Source organism: Bacillus sp. LH1 (genome assembly GCF_057924895.1).
This window is the reverse complement of the sequence record NZ_CM175007.1, coordinates 2100499-2115722: the sequence shown is the minus strand read 5'-3', so window position 1 is coordinate 2115722 and position 15224 is coordinate 2100499. Positions and strand designations below refer to the sequence as shown.

Annotated in this window: 15 protein-coding genes and 1 pseudogene; 6 read left to right on the top strand and 10 right to left on the bottom strand. The window is 35.6% G+C overall.

All coding sequences use genetic code 11. The annotated features are described in order from the left end of the window. Window positions 1-138 precede the first annotated feature (138 nt). Genes nirB through ACX9TM_RS11120 form a run of 5 tightly spaced genes read left to right on the top strand, consistent with a single transcriptional unit; the run spans window position 139 to window position 5533 of the window. Window positions 139-2544, top strand: coding sequence for an NADPH-nitrite reductase large subunit (gene nirB, locus ACX9TM_RS11140; RefSeq protein WP_072770262.1), 2406 nt, complete (start codon window positions 139-141; stop codon window positions 2542-2544). Between the two features lie 15 nt (window positions 2545-2559). Then, window positions 2560-2877, top strand: a complete 318-nt coding sequence (gene nirD / locus ACX9TM_RS11135; RefSeq protein WP_000581982.1) for a nitrite reductase small subunit NirD — start codon at window positions 2560-2562, stop codon at window positions 2875-2877. A gap of 58 nt (window positions 2878-2935) precedes the next feature. Continuing rightward, on the top strand, window positions 2936-4360 hold the full coding sequence (locus ACX9TM_RS11130; protein WP_065382334.1) for a uroporphyrin-III C-methyltransferase: 1425 nt from the start codon (window positions 2936-2938) through the stop codon (window positions 4358-4360). Beyond that, the gene (locus ACX9TM_RS11125; protein ID WP_000676471.1) at window positions 4357-5067 is read left to right on the top strand and encodes a sirohydrochlorin chelatase; all 711 of its coding nucleotides are present in this window, start codon (window positions 4357-4359) and stop codon (window positions 5065-5067) included. The genes ACX9TM_RS11130 and ACX9TM_RS11125 overlap by 4 nt, the downstream gene beginning before the upstream one ends. Then, window positions 5060-5533, top strand: coding sequence for a precorrin-2 dehydrogenase (locus ACX9TM_RS11120; RefSeq protein ID WP_000282587.1), 474 nt, complete (start codon window positions 5060-5062; stop codon window positions 5531-5533). The genes ACX9TM_RS11125 and ACX9TM_RS11120 overlap by 8 nt, the downstream gene beginning before the upstream one ends. A 186-nt stretch (window positions 5534-5719) precedes the next feature. Here ACX9TM_RS11120 and ACX9TM_RS11115 read toward each other — a convergent pair whose 3' ends face one another. From ACX9TM_RS11115 to moaA, 9 genes and pseudogenes are all read right to left on the bottom strand, one after another. Further along, window positions 5720-6139, bottom strand: coding sequence for an STAS/SEC14 domain-containing protein (locus ACX9TM_RS11115; RefSeq protein ID WP_072770268.1), 420 nt, complete (start codon window positions 6137-6139; stop codon window positions 5720-5722). A gap of 234 nt (window positions 6140-6373) precedes the next feature. After that, entirely contained in the window at window positions 6374-7291 is a 918-nt protein-coding gene (locus ACX9TM_RS11110; protein WP_000497498.1) for an AEC family transporter, read from the bottom strand. 300 nt (window positions 7292-7591) lie between these two features. Continuing rightward, window positions 7592-7720, bottom strand: a pseudogene (locus ACX9TM_RS11105) (PspC domain-containing protein); the annotation flags it as partial. Window positions 7721-7994: 274 nt separating this feature from the next. Continuing rightward, window positions 7995-9164 (bottom strand): nitrate transporter NarK, encoded by a 1170-nt coding sequence (gene narK, locus ACX9TM_RS11100; RefSeq protein WP_000841841.1) that lies wholly within the window; start codon window positions 9162-9164, stop codon window positions 7995-7997. Window positions 9165-9244: 80 nt separating this feature from the next. Continuing rightward, complete coding sequence (gene moaD / locus ACX9TM_RS11095) at window positions 9245-9478, bottom strand: molybdopterin converting factor subunit 1 (protein WP_000573688.1); 234 nt, start codon at window positions 9476-9478, stop codon at window positions 9245-9247. After that, entirely contained in the window at window positions 9475-9945 is a 471-nt protein-coding gene (gene moaE / locus ACX9TM_RS11090) for a molybdopterin synthase catalytic subunit MoaE (RefSeq protein WP_000149962.1), read from the bottom strand. Before moaE ends, moaD begins: the two co-directional genes overlap by 4 nt. A gap of 44 nt (window positions 9946-9989) precedes the next feature. Beyond that, window positions 9990-11279 carry a molybdopterin molybdotransferase MoeA gene (locus tag ACX9TM_RS11085; RefSeq protein ID WP_065211618.1) on the bottom strand — a complete coding sequence of 430 codons (1290 nt, stop codon included), beginning with the start codon at window positions 11277-11279 and terminating at the stop codon, window positions 9990-9992. 41 nt (window positions 11280-11320) lie between these two features. Continuing rightward, entirely contained in the window at window positions 11321-12334 is a 1014-nt protein-coding gene (locus tag ACX9TM_RS11080) for a molybdopterin-synthase adenylyltransferase MoeB (RefSeq protein WP_072770260.1), read from the bottom strand. A gap of 17 nt (window positions 12335-12351) precedes the next feature. Continuing rightward, window positions 12352-13365, bottom strand: coding sequence for a GTP 3',8-cyclase MoaA (moaA, locus tag ACX9TM_RS11075; RefSeq protein ID WP_065382594.1), 1014 nt, complete (start codon window positions 13363-13365; stop codon window positions 12352-12354). A gap of 324 nt (window positions 13366-13689) precedes the next feature. Here moaA and ACX9TM_RS11070 point away from each other — a divergent pair, with 324 nt between their 5' ends. Further along, window positions 13690-14382: a Crp/Fnr family transcriptional regulator gene (locus ACX9TM_RS11070; RefSeq protein WP_000013865.1), complete on the top strand. Its 693-nt coding sequence runs from the start codon at window positions 13690-13692 to the stop codon at window positions 14380-14382. Window positions 14383-14518: 136 nt separating this feature from the next. On the opposite strand, the gene narI is transcribed toward ACX9TM_RS11070, so the two are convergent. Beyond that, window positions 14519-15208, bottom strand: coding sequence for a respiratory nitrate reductase subunit gamma (gene narI, locus ACX9TM_RS11065; RefSeq protein ID WP_000969213.1), 690 nt, complete (start codon window positions 15206-15208; stop codon window positions 14519-14521). Window positions 15209-15224: the final 16 nt, after the last annotated feature.

Here is a 15224-nt window from a genome sequence, read left to right as displayed (position 1 = left end):
TCTCAAATAAATCCGAATTTTAACAATTTGTGAATCATTATAAAAATGTGATAAACATCACATCTCTTCCTTTTTTGATTTTCTATAATAAAAACATAATCCTTTGTTCAACATTTCACAGAAAAAGGGGAAACGAAAATGAAAAAACGTTTAGTTATGATCGGAAATGGTATGGCTGGCATACGCTGTATGGAAGAAATATTAAAACATGATAGTGATTCATATGAGATTACTATTTTTGGAGATGAACCTCATCCAAACTACAACCGTATTATGCTCTCTCATGTTTTACAAGGCAAAATAAATATGCAAGATATCATTATAAATGAATACAGTTGGTATGAAGAAAACGAAATAACTTTGTATACAAATGAAAAAGTTCAAAGTATTAACCGAGAAGAAAAAATTATTATTACAGAAAAGAATCGTACTCTTACATATGACAAACTCATTATCGCAACAGGTTCTAGTGCTTTTATTTTGCCTGTAGAAGGTTCCACTCTCCCTGGTGTAACAGGATTTCGAACAATTGAAGATACACAATTTATGATTGATACCGCTAATGAAAAGAAAAAGGCTGTTGTCATTGGTGGTGGGTTACTTGGTTTAGAAGCCGCAAGAGGTCTTATTGACTTAGGGATGGACCTACATGTTGTTCATTTAATGCCAAACTTAATGGAGCAACAACTAGATACGAAAGCAGCTTCTCTTCTGCGCGAAGATTTAGAAGCGCAAGGCATGAAATTTCTAATGGAAAAGAAAACTGTAAAAATTCTTGGTACAGACCATGTTGAGGGCATTCAATTTGAAGATGGTGAAGTTGTAGATTGTGATTTAATCGTAATGGCTGTCGGAATACGCCCAAATACGCAAATAGCAAAAGATGCCGGTTTAATTGTAAATCGCGGTATTGTAGTCAATGACTATATGCTAACAAATGATGAGTCCATTTATGCAGTTGGAGAATGTGCAGAGCATGACGGTATCGCATATGGACTTGTTGCTCCTCTTTATGAACAAGGTGCGATACTAGCAAAACATATAACAAATTTACAAACTGATGGATATTCGGGCAGTATCGTCGGTACGCAATTAAAAGTTGCAGGTTGTGATTTATTCTCTGCTGGTCAAATTTATGAAGATGATCAAACGAAAGCAATATCAATCTTTGATGAATGTAAACGTTCCTATAAAAAAGTATTAATTCGTGATAATAAAGTCGTCGGTATCGTTTTATATGGTGACACAGCTGACGGTACACGTCTCTTTAGCATGTTAAAGAAGGAAGAAGATATACAAGAATATACACCAGCTTCCCTTCTTCACAAAGCTGGTGAAGAAAGTGAATTTGACGTTGCTACAATGAGTGCGGATGACACGATTTGTGGATGTAATGGTGTTACGAAAGGTTCAATCGTTCACGCCATTTTAGAACAAGAGTTAACGACTTTTGAAGAAGTTAAAGGCTGTACGAAAGCCGCAGGTTCTTGTGGTAAATGTCGTCCACTTGTGGAACAAGTTTTATCTCATACACTTGGAGATGCTTTTGATGCCTCAGCGCAATCTGCCGGTATGTGTGGATGTACACCTTTATCCCGTGATGAAGTCGTAGCAGCCATTCACGAGAAAGGCTTAAAATCTCCAAAAGAAGTACGAAATGTTCTTGGTTTTGCACATGAAGACGGCTGTTCGAAATGCCGCCCTGCTTTAAACTACTATTTACGTATGGCGATTCCAGAAGAATATGAAGATGATAAATCGTCCCGTTTCGTTAATGAAAGAATGAATGGTAACATCCAGCACGATGGTACATTCTCTGTTATTCCACGTATGTACGGAGGCGTTACAACAGCTGATGATTTAATGAAAATTGCTGAAGTTGCGAAGAAGTATGATGTTCCACTTGTGAAAATTACCGGTGCAAGCCGAATTGGCTTATACGGTGTCAAGAAACAAGATTTACCTAACGTATGGGCTGACTTAAATATGACTTCTGGATATGCATATTCAAAATCGCTTCGTAATGTAAAATCATGTGTTGGTTCTCGCTTCTGCCGTTTCGGTACGAAAGATTCATTAGGACTTGGTATGCTCCTTGAACAATCATTAGAAATGGTAGATACACCTCATAAAATGAAGATGGGTGTAACGGGCTGTCCGCGTAACTGTGCGGAAGTACTGACGAAAGATTTTGGCGTTGTTTGTGTCGAAAATGGATACCAACTTTATATTGGTGGAAATGGTGGTACAGAAGTACGTGAAGCTGATTTTGTAATGATTGTCCCTACTGAAGATGATGTCCTTCGCATCGCTGCAGCTTACATGCAATATTATCGTGAAACTGGTATTTACGGAGAGCGTACCGCCTACTGGACAGAACGTTTAGGCTTCGATCACATAAAAGAAATACTACAAGATGCAAGTATGGTTACTACGTTAAATGAACGTTTCCAAACAGCTCGTAGAACATATACGGAAGCATGGGGACAAGCACTAGAAACGAAATCATTAAAAGCGATGTATGAAGTAGAAACTGTGAAATAAGGAGCTGTGATCTAAATGATACACACGAAAGAAAAAATAAAAGTTATGCGTGCGGAAGATCTTGCTATTCAAATCGGTAAAGAAGTGCAAATGAAAGGTATGTCTATCGCCCTATTCCGCCTTTCAAATGGCGATATTCGAGCTGTAGAAAATCGTTGTCCTCATAAAAACGGACCGTTAGCAGAAGGGATTGTGTCTGGAGAATTCGTCTTTTGTCCACTGCATGATTGGAAAATCTCACTACTAACAGGTGAAGTTCAAAAACCTGATGACGGCTGTATTCAAACATACGAAGTAGAAGTTATTGACGGTGACATTTATTTATACATGTAATTTTCGAAAGGAAGCCTCCTCTGGCTTCCTTTTAAATAAAAATTGATGAGGTGCAATTATGAACGGATATGTATATTTAGTTGGTGCAGGACCAGGTGATGAAGGGCTTATTACAAAAAAAGCGATAGAGTGTTTAAAACGTGCAGATATTGTTTTATATGACCGTTTACTAAACCCTTTCTTTCTTAGCTATACAAAACAAACATGTGAACTTATGTATTGCGGAAAAATGCCAAAGAATCATATTATGCGACAAGAAATAATTAACGCACACCTTCTTCAATTTGCGAAAGAGGGCAAAATTGTTGTCCGATTAAAAGGCGGAGATCCATCTATTTTTGGCCGTGTTGGTGAAGAAGCAGAAACTTTAGCAGCAGCAAATATTCCATATGAAATTGTACCAGGCATTACATCTAGCATCGCCGCTAGTAGCTATGCAGGTATTCCCCTCACCCACCGTGACTACAGTAATAGTGTCACTTTATTAACCGGACATGCAAAAGGTCCCTTAACCGATCATGGAAAATATAATTCATCTCACAATAGCGACACGATGGCCTACTACATGGGTATAAAAAACTTACCTACAATTTGTGAAAACTTACTACAAGCAGGAAAAAAAGAAGATACGCCAGTAGCAGTCATTGAATGGGGTACAACTGGTAAACAGCGCGTTGTCACAGGGACACTGTCTACCATTGTTTCTATTGTCAACAACGAAAATATTTCTAATCCTTCTATGACAATTGTTGGTGATGTTGTTACTTTGCGGAATCAAATCTCTTGGAAAGAACGTAAACCATTGCACGGCAAGAAAGTTTTATTTGCAGCTGCAACAAATAAAAAAAGCGCAATAAAGCAAAAGTTACAAGAGTCCGGTGCAGAAATATATCAAATTCCAACTTTCAAAAAGAAAGAATACACAGTAACCTCTGAACAAATCAATAAGATTTTTAACGTTGATCGTCTTGTATTTTGTTCCGCTGACAGTGTAGACATCTTAATGCAATCATGCAGTAAATATCATAAAGATATTCGTTCCTTACAGGCAGAACTTCAGTATATGAACCTTTCTATTCAAGAAAAGCTCATGCAATATGGATTGTTCAGTAAACCTGCGCAATTTTCTTCGAATTCAACGATTTATTTAGGACGAAACATTAACCGAATTGCTGTTATTCAAGAAAAAATTGGTGCTGGTTCCTATATGATGACTCATGAGTACACAATTGATCATCGCTTCGATGAAATTCATTCACGTATTCTTTCTGAATTCTCATGGGATAGCATTGTATTTGAAGGTCGTGCTTCTATTGATACGTTTCTAGCAGAAATAAAACGCCTTGGCTTTATCAATATTCTTACTCTCCCATTCTCGTATACCGACGTTCCAACTTTACACTATGCAAATAAAGTTGGGTTTCATAACGTAGATCATCAATTACAAGAAACTCTTATGAAGAAAGACATGGTGAGACAATGAAAGGAATTGTATATGTTGGACATGGAAGCCGGCTACAAGAAGGTAATGAACAATTCATTCAATTTATTCAATCTGTTATGAAAGAGCGAAACGAAAGAATTCAAAAAATAGCTTTTCTAGAACTAACGACACCTACTATTTCGGATGCAGTTACAGAAACGATAATAGAGGGAGTAACTGAAATAATGATTGTACCTGTTTTATTATTTGCAGCAGCTCACTATAAACGTGATATTCCTTTTGAAATAGAACAACTACAAAAGAAATATCCACAAATAACATTTTCAGTTGTACCTCCTTTTAGTACACATCCACATATGGTGGAACTTGTAGTGAAAAGAATACGTGAAGCTATGCCAATGCAAGGTAGTAGTATTTTACTCGTAGGGCGAGGCAGTAGTGATCCACAACCGATACATGAATTACAACAAATCGGAGCAGCTGTCGAACGAAAACTTGGTATGCCAGTATCCTGTTCCTTTTTAACGAAAGGAACTCCCTCTTTTGCTGCTGAGCTCAAGGCTATAACATCGACTGCGTCCCATGTATATGTCATGCCGTACCTTCTCTTTACCGGATTATTACTTCAAAAAATTAAATTGCATACAAAAAAATATAATCATGTTACGCCCTGTAACTGTCTTCAGTTTGATACATATATGAAACTAACATTATTAGAACGAATGGAGGAATGCATATATGTATAACATGTACCCTCTTATGTTTAATCTACAAAATAAAGTTGTCATTATCATTGGTGGAGGTAAAATTGCATATCGAAAAGCGTCTGGATTAAAAGATACAGGCGCTTTCGTCACTGTTGTCAGCCCAGAAATTTGCGAGGAAATGAAGGAACTTTCTTATATTACTTGGAAGCAAAAAACTTTTAGTAATGATGATATTAAAGATGCTCATCTAATTTATGCAGCTACAAATCAACATGCTGTAAATATGATGGTCAAACAGGCCGCTCATGAGTTCCAGTGGGTTAACGTTGTAAGTGATGGTACAGCATCATCGTTTCACACACCTGGCGTCATACGAAATGATGAATATGTTGTCACTATTTCGACTTCAGGTATGGACCCATCGTTTACGAAGCGTATGAAACAGGAATTAACTTCTGTCCTTCCTAAACTTATAAAAAGACTTTCTCGTACTCATAAAATGTAATCTATCACTTAGCTAAAATAGTAATTAACTGTGAACAAACGTTTTTTAGAGGCGTTTGTTCTTTTTGCTTTAGTTTCGTTTTTTAGGATCAGACAAACAATTGGACAAGAATCTGTGAAGAAAAATAACGGCAACAATTACGGACAAAAAAGCAGTTGCTTGAGAGCAACTGCTTCAATACAGGTTTTATATTGGATATTCATTCAACCAAATTAGCGCTTGTTCATAATCATCAAAAAATCTCACAGATTCTTTCGTATTAGATTGTTGTAAATAATCCATTATCTCCCCCTCTTCAAGGAGAAATGCAATTGCCTTACTGTTATTCAAAATGATTTCATTGAAGAACTTCTCTTTCCATACTTTTTGAACAGAAAAATGATTTGGCGTGTATCCTTTTCTATCCACCAACAATTTGTATTTCCGCCCTTCAGAAATGAATTGCTGACAAACCTGCTCAAAAACATTAAACCATTCATACACATCATCTGTTTTTATATTGCCAACTAGATGGGTAACAATTATATCTCCTGAAACTGTTGTGCTGATATTCTGTTTACTCAACTTGGAATCCCCCTTAGTTACAATTTTGCGGAAAAACCGCATAAAATCAATAAAGAAAAATTTCTTACTTGACACTCCCACCCCACCGCTATCAAACTAAGCTCATGTAACGTCAATTATAAGCGAAATTGTGTCTTTTTTCGCTAAGCTACTTGATTATCAGACATGGTACAATTGTAAACGATACCCAATATATCATAGACTGTTTTCTTCTCATATCTATGGGATTTCCGCCATCATTTACCGCCTCAAATCTATTCGTTTTAACACGTATATTCAAAACAAAATATATGACAAATAAATAACGACAGTTACTGTAATAATGCTGAAAAGTGTTGAAAATAAAACGATTTGTGCATGTAATTCAGGCTCTATTTGATATTCCATAGCAATGGTTGATGTATTTCTTGAAGTAGGAAAAGAACTTGCAATAAATAATGATTGTGCAACAATACCATCGATGTTTAGTATGTATATTACGGCAAGTGCTAATAATGGTCCCATCAGTAACCTTCCAATTAAAGCCCATGTTATGACTCGATGGAAAAAATTAAGTTTAATGTTAGATAATTGTGCCCCTAGCAATATGAGTGCTATTGCAACAAAACCATTCGCAAGCTGATTAAGAGGAATAAAGATAGAATTAGGTATTTGAATTGTAAAAGATTGAAAGAAAACCCCTAATACGAGTGCATGAAATACAGGCAGTCTTAGAAATGATTGAATAATACCTCCGATTGTTTTTGTTGCTGATAGTAAGTTATATATCCCATATGAATAAGTTAAAAGATTCTGGAAAATAACAATAAAAATTTGAATGGAAACCCCCACTGGATTGTGACTGAAAATCAATTGACTTACCGGTAACCCATAATTACCGGAATTCATTAACGAAATGCTATTTTTTAGAGCTGCACTTTCTCCTTTTTCTAACTTTAATATTTTTGAAATGAAATGACTTACTATGATCAGACTCAGACTATAAAGCATTAAATAGTATATTATCTGGAGCAACAAACCTGTTTCTATACGAATATCATATATATTCACAAATACAGCCGCTGGCATTAAGCAATAAGTAATAAGTGTAGATAGCTGCTTTAAGTTAAATTGGAACTTTCTTTGTAAGATTGCACCAATTAGCATCAATATTAATATCGGTAATATTACGTCTAATATAATGAATACAAACATTTAAAACCTCATTCTAAATATATTTTAGTTGGATTAAACGCTTTACTAAATGTGGACACATTTCATTCATCGGAAAACACCCTTAGTTCTCAATAATCAGAAAACTGAAATCGATAATATGAAAATGCTCATCAAAAATTCTTATTTCATTTCCCTCCCCTCTCTTTTCTTTAACATATCAAATATAACTCATAAAGAAAATTATGGATTATTTATACAAATTCATAATTTTATCTTATTGAACTAAACTGTATTCTTTAGTGTAGTACTTTTTTCACAATATCCGTTAGCCTTACCAAAAAATTTGGCCCTAAAAAAATCTGATACTGCAGTTACTATGCGAAGAATACTTACATCAATCCCATACTTGTCGCTTAAACCACCTAACACACCTGATACTTGTTTATCTTGAGTGGACTTATATTTTTTTCATCTAAACATCCCGATTCAATTAAATATTTGCATTCTAAAAATGAGTTCGATCTTTAGAATAGATTTAAGATTTCCTTCACTAATCTACCCTTTAAATGAATAACTTTTGACTTCTATATTTTAAAATAAAATTCCATAAGCCTTCTGTTTTTCATTTTAAAAACACATTCTTATAGAAAACGAGCGTTTATTGAGATATCAATAAAAACATGTTGAAGCCTATTACTAAAAGAACCATCCCAATATACTTTGGGATGGTTCTTTTTCCTTATTAATGATTCTTTAACATCACTAACAATTTCTCTTGGCTATACATCCATACTGTAATGATTAAACAAGCAAGTGCGACTTCTGATAGCGCCATAAATCCAATTGCATAATGACCTGTTAATTGGAATAGTAATGTTAAAATTAGCGGTGGGAAGAATCCTCCTAGTCCACCTAAAGCTGATACGAGACCATTTACAATACCAGCTTGTTCTGAGAAATACATTGGAACGAGTTTGAAGATTGTACCATTACCAATCCCTGCACAAAATGCTACTAGTAAGCAACCAAATGTATACACGTTCATACTTGGCATAAACGATAAAATAATACCTGAAAGTGTTAAACCGATAAATACGAAGATTAATATTTTAAATGGATTAAACTTATCACCGAGCCAACCACCAATCGGGCGCATAATTGTTGCGAGTACGATGAATCCGGCTGTCCGCATACCTGCATCTACTTTCTCTAATCCGAAGTGAGATACTAGAAAGTTTGGTAAGTATACTGTAAATGCGACAAATGATCCGAATGTTAAAAAGTAAAAGATACATAAAAACCAAAGTTTCTCATTTTTATATACACCTTTTATTTGTTCCATTAGTGGTGTATTCACTTTTTTCTCCTTACGATCACCTAATAAAAAGTTCATAAGTGCAAACGCTGCAAGTAAAACTAAATAACATTGTACTGTCGTTCTCCAGCCAACTGAAGTTGCAATGACAGGTGCTAAAAACGAAGTAATTGCTGTTCCGGCGTTACCGACACCGTAAATACCATTTACAAAACCGTGACTCTCTTTCGGAAAGTATTTTGGTAAAGAAGTTACTCCTACAGAGAATACAGCACCACCGATTCCTACAAATAATCCACCAATAATTAAATCCATCATAGAATTGGCAACACTAATATAAAAAACAGGAAATAATAATAGAATAAAACTAATAAAGAATAATTTTCTTGCTCCGAAACGATTCGTCCAATAACCAATTGGAATACGAAGAATAGAGCCTAAAATAACAGGTACTGCTGTGACCATAGAAATTTGTCCCGCAGTTAATGGAATATCCGCTTTAATATAAGGCATTAATGATGATAAAATGACCCATACCATAAAACCGATAATTAGATTAGAAGTTTGTAAACTTAATTGAAAATTAGGACTTTTCATCCTGTTCCCTCCTATGTATGCATAGTTATATTCATTCTCTCCAGCCTAATCACGTCCTAACATGATTAGGCTGAAAAGAATCAACCACCACTTACTGGCGGAATCATTGCTACGATATCGCCAGTTTGAATGATGTCATTCTCATTTGCATACTCTTCATTTATCGCGACCATAATCTCGTTTGAAATTGCTATGTTGTATTTCTTAATGAGTACTTCCTTCAGCTTCGCAACTGTAATATTTTCACAATCTATGTGCAATGACGACTTACTTACTTCTTCCTGTAAATGTGCAAATAATAGCACTTCAATCATATTCTCATCTCCTTTCTAGGCTCACCATTTGCATATGTTACCCTCTCTAACTGATCACCTATCCATGACTCACCATCTTCCCAAAACTCTTTCTTCCAAATTGGAACAATTTGTTTAATACGCTCCATAATATATTCGTTCGCCTCATAGGCAGCTTTCCGGTGTGGTGTAGAAACAGCAACGACAACAGCAAGATCAGAAATTTGTAATGTACCAATGCGATGTGTAATAGCGACATATATCCCCGGCCAATTCTCTCCTACTTCAGTGCCAATTCTCTCAAGCTGTTTCTCCGCCATTGTCTTATAAGCTACATACTCTAAACAAAGTGTACGTCGACCTTTCGTAAATTCTCTAACAGTACCAATAAAAGTAGTAACCGCACCACACTCACGACGAATTACTTTGTTTGTAACTTCTTCAATTGAAATAGGTGTATCAATTACTTCATAATACGTATGTGTCATTTTGCACCTCTTATCTTTATATAAGTTAGCAACCTATTTTTCTATTACTTGTATGATCGAAGCGGCTCTTCCCACGGCCACTCACTTCCGTTGTTTGATTCTAATAACAGTACCGAAACAGTAATTCCAGCTTTAAATCCTCTCGTTCCCCCTGGCAAAACGATAAATGCATTCGCTTCTGCAAGTGAAGAAATTGCGCTAGATTTATCTAAACCAACTGGTGTAACTTGTAATTGCCCATCTACAATTTCCACTCTCCCTCTTATAAAACGAGTAAATGGGTTTGCTTTCGGAAAGTCTTTTTGTAAAATTGCCTCTGCACGATATATGTGCGAATCTTCCCTATGCAAGTATTTTCCAATCACTGGTCTAACATATAATTCACAACCGACATAACAAGCAGAAGGATTACCAGATAGACCAAATAGTAATTTTCCTTCTACCTCAGCTACAGTTGTCACACTTCCTGGTCGCATCGCTATTTTGTCAAAAAGTACATTAGCTCGTAATCTCTCATAGATGGCAGGTAAATAGTCATAGTCTCCTACTGAAACACCACCAGTTGTAATTAATATATCAACTTCTTTTATCGCCTTTTTTACAGTGTTATAACACGTCTCAAAATCGTCAGCGAATTGCCCATAATACTGTACAATCCCCCCTGCTCGTTCAATTTGAGCAGCTATCATATAGGAGTTACTATTTCGAATCTTCCCTGGCTTTAATTTTTCATGTACTTCAAGCAGTTCGCTACCCGTCGTTACAATTCCAATCACTGGTTGTTTTATAACATATACCGTACTATAACCAAACGTAGCAAGAAGTGCTGCTACTCCAGGATTAATAACAGTCCCTTCTTTCACAAGGATAGTATTTTGTTTTACATCTTCACCTTTAAAAGAAATGTTATCACCGGCTGTGAAACAGCGTTTTAATGTCATATAAGTCTTTTCGTTTTTTTCAAATCCTTCCGTTAGTTCTAACATAACAACCGCATTACACCCTCTCGGAATTGCGGCTCCTGTCATAATACGGACAGCTTGAAATGCTTTCACTTCTTCTGTAAAAACAACCCCTGCTCCAATTTCACCAATTACTTCAAACTGAATAGGGTTACTACTACTTGCTTCTTTCGTATCTTCTGATCGAATCGCAAACCCGTCGTACGGAGAGCGATCAAAATGCGGGACATCATGATCTGCAATAACATCTTCTCCAAGCGTTCTTCCGTAACTTTCTATAAGAGAAACCTCTTCTGTTTCACCTTGATGAGCATATTTCATTACTCGTGCAACTGCTTCTGCCACTGGAATCGGTATACGTTTTGCTAACATTCTTTTTCACCTCGTTTTAATAAGGGGGAAACTCTCTCTGTTCATCCTATATATTTTGCGTACAATCGTTTTGCTATTTTCACATCATTTGTCCCATGAATAAATGCCCTACCGTCTGTAAATAAAACAAAACGATATTCATCAATTAGAAATGATAGTAAGTACGGCGTTTTTTGGACATGTACAATTTTTTGTAATCTTTTTTGAATTTCGTTTAAATTTAGAACTCTCTTTATTCCTGAACGGATTTGAACTGTATTCCGTCCGCATAGCACCTCCGTTTTCACCTGTGATTCAAATGTTAAACTTGGGTACGTACGTGTATTTCCGCAAGATGGACATGTACTTTTTTTCTGTTTATTTACTTTTAATGAGAGAAATTGATTGTTCCAAATATCAAATGATAACATTGTTCCTCGTAGCGTCTCGAAATCATCCACCAATATTTTCATTGCTTCTGTCACTTGGTGAGCAACAACCATCTGTACAGCTGGCTGAATAATTCCCGCTGTATCACATGTTACACCGCCCATCGGATGATCCATTAAGCAGCGAAAACATGGTGTTTTTCCTGGAAGACTTGTATACGTTACACCGTAACCTCCAACGCATCCACCGTATATCCAAGGTATATTTTCTTTTTGTGAAATATCATTTATAAGTAGGCGCGTATCGAAGTTGTCAGTGGCATCTATAATGAGATCCACTTCTTTTGTTAACTCTTCTATTTCTTGCATTGTGACATCCATTACAACTGGTACAATTTCCACTTCAGAATTAATCTTTCTTACATGTTCTGCCGCTGCAATTGCTTTTGGTTTGCATTGTTTTGCATCTTCTTCTGTATATAACTGTTGCCGTTGTAAATTACTCCATTCGACATAGTCACGATCGGCAATTGTCAATTTCCCAATTCCCATCCTAGCGAGTGCTTCTGCATTCGCAGCCCCTAGTGCACCCGCACCGATTAGGAGCACATGCTTTTCTCTTATTTTTCTTTGTCCCATTTCACCAATTCCAGAAAACAACACTTGTCTTGAATAACGCTCTTGCATAAGAAATCCTCCTTTCACTATCCACCAATGTAAGACATTTCAACTTTTGGACGTTTACTTGCACTCTCAACCGTTCTTTCATCTGAATATCGATCTGTTCTATATCGCCATGTATGTTGTAAAATTTTTAATAGTGAGGCATCAGAAATATTTTCTCGAAGAAGCGTTCGCAAATCCGTTCCTTTTTCTCCAAATAGGCACGTAAAAAACTTACCATCTGCCGAAATACGTGCTCTCGTACAAGAAGAACAAAATGACTCAGAAACAGAAGTAATAAATCCCACTTCTGCATTACTCCCTACATATCGATACAATTTCGCAACCTCTCCAAAGTAACGAGGCTGAGCGGGCTCAATTGGATATACACGATTAATTTTCTCTATTAATTGTTCCTTCGTAACGACTTGCTCAAAGTTCCATCCGTTCGTACTGCCTACATCCATAAACTCAATGAAACGTAACTGTATTTCTTGTTCTTTAAAATAACGAACCATAGGAAGAATTTTACTATCATTCATCCCTTTTTTTACGACCATATTTACCTTTACTTCTAATCCAGCTTCCTTCGCTGCTTCAATTCCTTTCAGTACAGGTTTCGTACTTACATTTCTTCCATTAATTTTTTGGAAGACATGATCCTCTATTGCATCTAAACTAATATTCACACGCTTTAATCCTGCTTCTTTTAGCGCCTTAGCTTGTTTTGCTAAATGAATTCCGTTTGTTGTGAGTCCAATATCTTGTAAGCCTTCTAGATTTGTAAGTCTTGCAATTAACGTCGATAAGTCTTTACGCAATAAAGGTTCACCGCCAGTAAGCCTAATTTTATTAACTCCCATACTTATAAATAATCTCGCTAACCTTTCTATTTCATCGAACGTTAATAAAAGCTCTTCCTTTAAAAAAGCGTAATCAGGTCCGAACACTTCTGCAGGCATACAGTATGTACACCTAAAATTACAACGATCAATAACTGAAATACGTAAATCTTGAAGTGGCCGCTTTAAAGAATCTTTTATGTTCTCGTGCATCTATATCCCTTCTTTTCTGCTGCAATCCTTAGTAAGCTTTCATTTTTTTATTTGCCTTTATTATAAAAAAGAAGCTACATATTCAATGTGACTTTTCTCACATTACTTTCCCCATTCAAAAATTTTTCACAAATCCGTTCGAATTTTGTTCACATCTTTAATCTCATCTACTTTGTGTATTGAATTTTTCAAACTAAAAACTGAAAATCTCTTCCCCTTACGGTCATTGAAATTTCAATTTATTTTTAAAATAGCTCTTGCATTTTCATCATATTTACACTCAAAATAGGAAATGTATTGCTTATAAGAAGAAAGGTGATCACTGTGGCAAACAGTATGACATTATCTCAAGATTTAAAAGAATTACTTGCATCTGTTGAATATAAAATGCAGATAAAAAAAGGTAGTTTTATTTTTCAAGAAGGTATGGAGGCAACAGAGCTCTATATCATCCACTCAGGAAAAGTACAAATTAGTAAACTAAGTGCTGACGGACAAGAATTAACACTTCGAATTTGTTCAGAATATGACATTATTGGAGAATTAACATTGTTCACGGACAATGCGAAATACTTATTAAATTCAAAATGTCTTGAGGATGTGGAAGTAGGCGTTATAAAGCGTGAAGCGTTAGAAAAAGCATTACTCCAAAAACCTGCACTCGTATTTGAATTTATGAAATGGATTAGTGAACATTTAAGAAGAATGCAAACGAAGTTCCGAGATTTAGTATTACACGGCAAAAAAGGTGCCCTGTATTCTACCCTTATACGAATGACAAATAGTTACGGTATATTAAAAGAAAATGGGATTCTCATCGATTTACCATTAACAAATCAAGAACTTGCTAATTTCTGTGCAACTTCACGTGAAAGTGTAAATCGAATGTTAAATGAATTAAAAAAGCAAGGTACAATTTCAATTCATAAAGGAAAGATTACAATCCACGATTTACAATTTTTAAAATGTGAAATTGCTTGTGAAGATTGCTCTGCTTCTGTTTGTAGCATTGATTAGCATCTTATTTAGATGCTAATCTTTTTTCAATTTAAGCCATTTATTAACGGTTATTCCCTCTGTAAACAAAAACGAGGCCTTCCATATTAGACCTCGTTTCGTTTTAACCATTAGCTCCTATCCGTTTACAGCAGTATTATTTTTTCAATTCATTAGGAATACGTCTTCTGTAAATTACATAACTACGGCTTACATATTTAATTGGGGCACTAAATACATGTACTAGTCTTGTAAATGGCCATACTGCGAATAAACCCATCCCTGCAAGAATATGAATTTTAAACCATACTGGTACTTCCATCATATATTCAACTTTCGGTTGGAAAATAAAGAGGCTTCGGAACCAAGGGCCAATTGTTGTACGATAATCAAATCCTTTTGAATCGATATTTAAAAATGTTGAAGAAAGTCCTGCTAGCATTACGATAAGTAATAAAATAAGCGCAATATAATCTCCCTTTGTACTCGTTGCAATGATACGTTTTACAGTTACGCGGCGGTACGTTAATATAATTAAACCGATGATAGAAGCAACACCTGCCGGAAGCCCAAAACTAATTGCTACTACATGATACATATGCTCAGAAATACCTATTGAACGGTATACAGCTTCTGGAATTAAAATCCCCATAACATGACCGCCAATTACGAACATAATCCCAAAGTGGAATAATAGACTTCCGATTCGGAGCATTTTCTTTTCTAATAGTTCACTAGATTTTGATGTCCATCCAAATTGATCATAGTTGTATCTAAAAATATGTCCACCGATAAAGATTGCAAAAATGATATAGGGAAACAATACCCATAGAAATTGATCCATCATTTTAACAACTCTCCTT

Bases quoted from the DNA above. Each gene is read 5' to 3' on its own strand.
- moaD (WP_000573688.1), bottom strand. From the start codon at position 9,478: ATGATTGAAGTGCTATTATTTGCACATTTACAGGAAGAAGTAAGTAAG.
- moaE (WP_000149962.1), bottom strand. From the start codon at position 9,945: ATGACACATACGTATTATGAAGTAATTGATACACCTATTTCAATTGAA.
- narK (WP_000841841.1), bottom strand. From the start codon at position 9,164: ATGAAAAGTCCTAATTTTCAATTAAGTTTACAAACTTCTAATCTAATT.
- ACX9TM_RS11115 (WP_072770268.1), bottom strand. From the start codon at position 6,139: ATGCGGTTTTTCCGCAAAATTGTAACTAAGGGGGATTCCAAGTTGAGT.
- moaA (WP_065382594.1), bottom strand. From the start codon at position 13,365: ATGCACGAGAACATAAAAGATTCTTTAAAGCGGCCACTTCAAGATTTA.
- ACX9TM_RS11120 (WP_000282587.1), top strand. From the start codon at position 5,060: ATGTATAACATGTACCCTCTTATGTTTAATCTACAAAATAAAGTTGTC.
- ACX9TM_RS11085 (WP_065211618.1), bottom strand. From the start codon at position 11,279: ATGTTAGCAAAACGTATACCGATTCCAGTGGCAGAAGCAGTTGCACGA.
- ACX9TM_RS11130 (WP_065382334.1), top strand. From the start codon at position 2,936: ATGAACGGATATGTATATTTAGTTGGTGCAGGACCAGGTGATGAAGGG.
- nirB (WP_072770262.1), top strand. From the start codon at position 139: ATGAAAAAACGTTTAGTTATGATCGGAAATGGTATGGCTGGCATACGC.
- ACX9TM_RS11110 (WP_000497498.1), bottom strand. From the start codon at position 7,291: ATGTTTGTATTCATTATATTAGACGTAATATTACCGATATTAATATTG.
- nirD (WP_000581982.1), top strand. From the start codon at position 2,560: ATGATACACACGAAAGAAAAAATAAAAGTTATGCGTGCGGAAGATCTT.
- narI (WP_000969213.1), bottom strand. From the start codon at position 15,208: ATGATGGATCAATTTCTATGGGTATTGTTTCCCTATATCATTTTTGCA.
- ACX9TM_RS11125 (WP_000676471.1), top strand. From the start codon at position 4,357: ATGAAAGGAATTGTATATGTTGGACATGGAAGCCGGCTACAAGAAGGT.
- ACX9TM_RS11080 (WP_072770260.1), bottom strand. From the start codon at position 12,334: ATGCAAGAGCGTTATTCAAGACAAGTGTTGTTTTCTGGAATTGGTGAA.